This window comes from Candidatus Electronema sp. TJ (assembly GCF_048287355.1).
In the GTDB taxonomy this organism is placed as follows: domain Bacteria; phylum Desulfobacterota; class Desulfobulbia; order Desulfobulbales; family Desulfobulbaceae; genus Electronema.
The window spans coordinates 1-3,084 of sequence record NZ_JBLWEP010000126.1 but is presented as its reverse complement, the minus strand read 5'-3'; the positions used below and the strand labels follow the sequence as shown (position 1 = coordinate 3,084).

Sequence of the window (3,084 nt, the reverse complement as noted above, 5' to 3'; positions counted from 1 at the left end):
GGCGCAGTGCTGGCCCTGCCCCGTGAGGAGGAGCCGCAGATCGTCGTGCCGATGGTGGACATCTTCGTCGGCATGCCGGGCGCGGGAAGCCGCGAGATTGAGACCCGCGTGACCAAGCCGATGGAGAAGCTGCTCTGGGAGATACCTGGGGTGGAGTACGTCTACTCCACCTCCAGCCCGGGCCTGTCCATGGTCATCGTCCGCTTCAAGGTGGGCGAGAACGAGGAGAACGCCATCGTCCGCCTCCAGTCCAAGCTGCGCTCCAACTATGATCTCATCCCCCCCAACGTCACCGAGCCGCTGATCAAGCCGCGCTCGATTGACGATGTGCCGATCCTTGCCCTGACCCTGCATGGCAGCAAGGCCGATCATATGACCTTGCGCCGGGTGGCAGCCGAGGTGGAGGACGCGGTCAAGCAGGAGCCGGATGTCTCGGCCACCGGGCTGATCGGCGGCGAGAAGCGCAGCGTGGAAGTGCGCCTGGACCCGGTGCGGACAGCGGCGCGGGGCCTGGATTTCAGCCGCGTGGCCGCCGCGCTGAGCCAGGCCAACTATGAGGCTGATGCCGGAGCCTTTCCCTCGCCCGGAGAAGGCCAGGTGAAGGTGCATGTGGGCGGCTTCCTCCGTGATGTGCGCGACATCGAAGGACTGGTGGTCGGTGTGCAGAACAGCCGTCCGGTCTTCCTCCGCGATGTGGCGACGGTGGCGGAAGGTGCTGAGACTCCGGCGCAGCATGTCTTCTTTGGCAGCGGCCCGGCAGCTGCGCAGCCCGCTGCCGCTGGGCTTGAGCCGGCGGTCACGCTGACAGTGGCCAAGCGCAAGGGCGCGAACGCCATCAGCGTGGCCGAGAAGGTGCTGCGACGGGTGGAGGAGCTGAAGGGCAAAGTCATTCCCGGCGACATCACGGTCAGCATCACGCGGCACTATGGCGAAACAGCCAAGGAGAAGTCGGACGAGCTGCTGCTGCACATGGGCATTGCCATAGTCAGCGTCACCATCCTCATATGGCTGACCCTGGGCCTGCGCGAGTCGGGCGTGGTCGCTCTCGCCATCCCCGTGACCTTGGCGCTCACGCTCACGGTCTTCTATCTGCACGGCTACACACTGAACCGCATCACCCTCTTCGCGCTGATCTTCTCCATAGGCATACTGGTGGATGACGCGATAGTGGTGGTGGAGAACATGGTGCGCCACTTCCGCCTGCCGGAGAACGCGGGCCGTCCGCGCCTGAGCATGGCCGTGGAGGCGGTGGACGAGGTGGGCAACCCCACCATCCTCGCCACCCTGACCGTCATTGCCGCCATCCTGCCGATGGCCTTTGTCGGCGGTCTGATGGGGCCGTACATGCGGCCCATACCAGTCGGCGCAACAGCGGCAATGGTCTTCTCCCTGCTCATCGCCTTCATTGTCACGCCCTGGGCCAGCCTGCGCCTGATCAAGGCGGGCGGCAAAGGCCACGGCAGCCATAAAGAAGACCTGATGACCCGCCTCTACCGCCGGATCATGGGCGGCCTGCTCCACAACGGCCTGCTGCGTGCGCTTTTCCTGCTCGCTGTGGCCGCGCTGCTCGCCGCTTCCTGCTGGCTGGTGGCCGCGCAGCTGGTGAAGGTCAAGATGCTGCCCTTTGACAACAAGAGCGAGTTTCAGGTCATCCTCGACATGCCGGAGTCGGCAACCTTGGAGGAGACAGCGGCTGTGGCTGCTGAGATGGGGCGCAGCCTGGCCGCAGTGCCGGAGGTGACAGATTATCAGGTCTATGCGGGCACGGCCTCTCCCTACAACTTCAACGGCCTGGTGCGGCATTACTATCTGCGTCAGGGCGCGAATATGGCGGACATCCAAGTCAACTTGGTCGGCAAGCACGGGCGCACGGAGCAAAGCCATGAGATCGCCAAGCGGGTGCGGCCCCTGCTGACCGAGATTGCCCAGCGTCACGGGGCGCGGGTCAAGGTGGCGGAGGTGCCGCCTGGCCCGCCTGTGCTCTCCACCTTGGTGGCTGAAGTCTATGGCCCGGACTATCAGCGGCAGAAAGAGCTGGCCCTGCACATCCGCCAGATCTTCGAGCAGACTGAAGGCGTGGTGGACGTGGACTGGTACATGGAGGAAGGCCAGATCCAGCACAACCTTGAGGTGGACCGCGAGAAGGCGGCAATCAACGGCGTGAGCGTGCAGCAGGCAGCTGAGACGCTGTCCTTTGTCATGGAGGGCAGGCAGGTCGGCATCCTCCATGATCCGCCGGAGAAAGAGGATGTGGACATCGTGCTGCGCGCGCCCTTTGCCCAGCGTTCCAGCCTTGACCGTCTTCAGGAGGTGCAGGTTGCAGCGGCGGACGGCTCGCTGGTGCCGCTGGCCAGCCTGGTGCGCAGCAGGAAGACCGAGGCAGACCGGAGCGTCTATCACAAGAACCTGATGCCGGTGGTCTATGTCACCGGTGATGTGGCCGGGGCCAAGGAGAGTCCGGTCTATGCCATCTTGGAGATGCAGAAGAAGATTGCCGCCCTCAAGCTGCCAGAGGGCTACACGGTTGAGCAGCACACTGCCGGGCTGCCGGCAAGCTCGGCCCGGCTGGCCATGAAATGGGACGGCGAATGGCACATCACCTACGAGGTCTTCCGCGACTTGGGCCTGGCCTTTGCTGTGGTGCTGCTGCTGATCTTCGTGCTCGTGGTGGGGTGGTTTCAGTCCTTCACCACGCCCTTCACCATCATGACCGCCATTCCCTTCTCGCTCATCGGCATCCTGCCCGCGCACATGGGCATGAATGCCTTCTTCACCGCTACCTCGATGATCGGCTTCATTGCCGGAGCAGGCATAGTCGTGCGCAACTCCATCATCCTGGTGGACTTCATCGAGCTGCGCCTGAGCGAAGGGATGCCGCTGGACTTGGCCGTGATTGACGCGGGCGCGGTGCGCTTCCGGCCCATGGTGCTCACTGCGGCGGCAGTGGTGGTCGGAGCCTCAGTCATCCTCTTTGATCCCATCTTCCAAGGGCTTGCCATCTCGCTGATGGCGGGCGAAGTGGCCTCGCTGCTCTTCTCAAGGATGACCGTGCCGATACTCTACTTCATGGAGAAAGGCTGGGAG

1 protein-coding gene is annotated in these 3,084 nt (G+C 64.0%); it reads left to right on the top strand.

Annotated elements, in window-relative coordinates; all coding sequences use genetic code 11:
* Positions 1 to 3,084 (top strand): efflux RND transporter permease subunit (locus ACNKID_RS09330; RefSeq protein ID WP_417913157.1); only part of this gene is annotated, 3,084 nt, incomplete at both ends.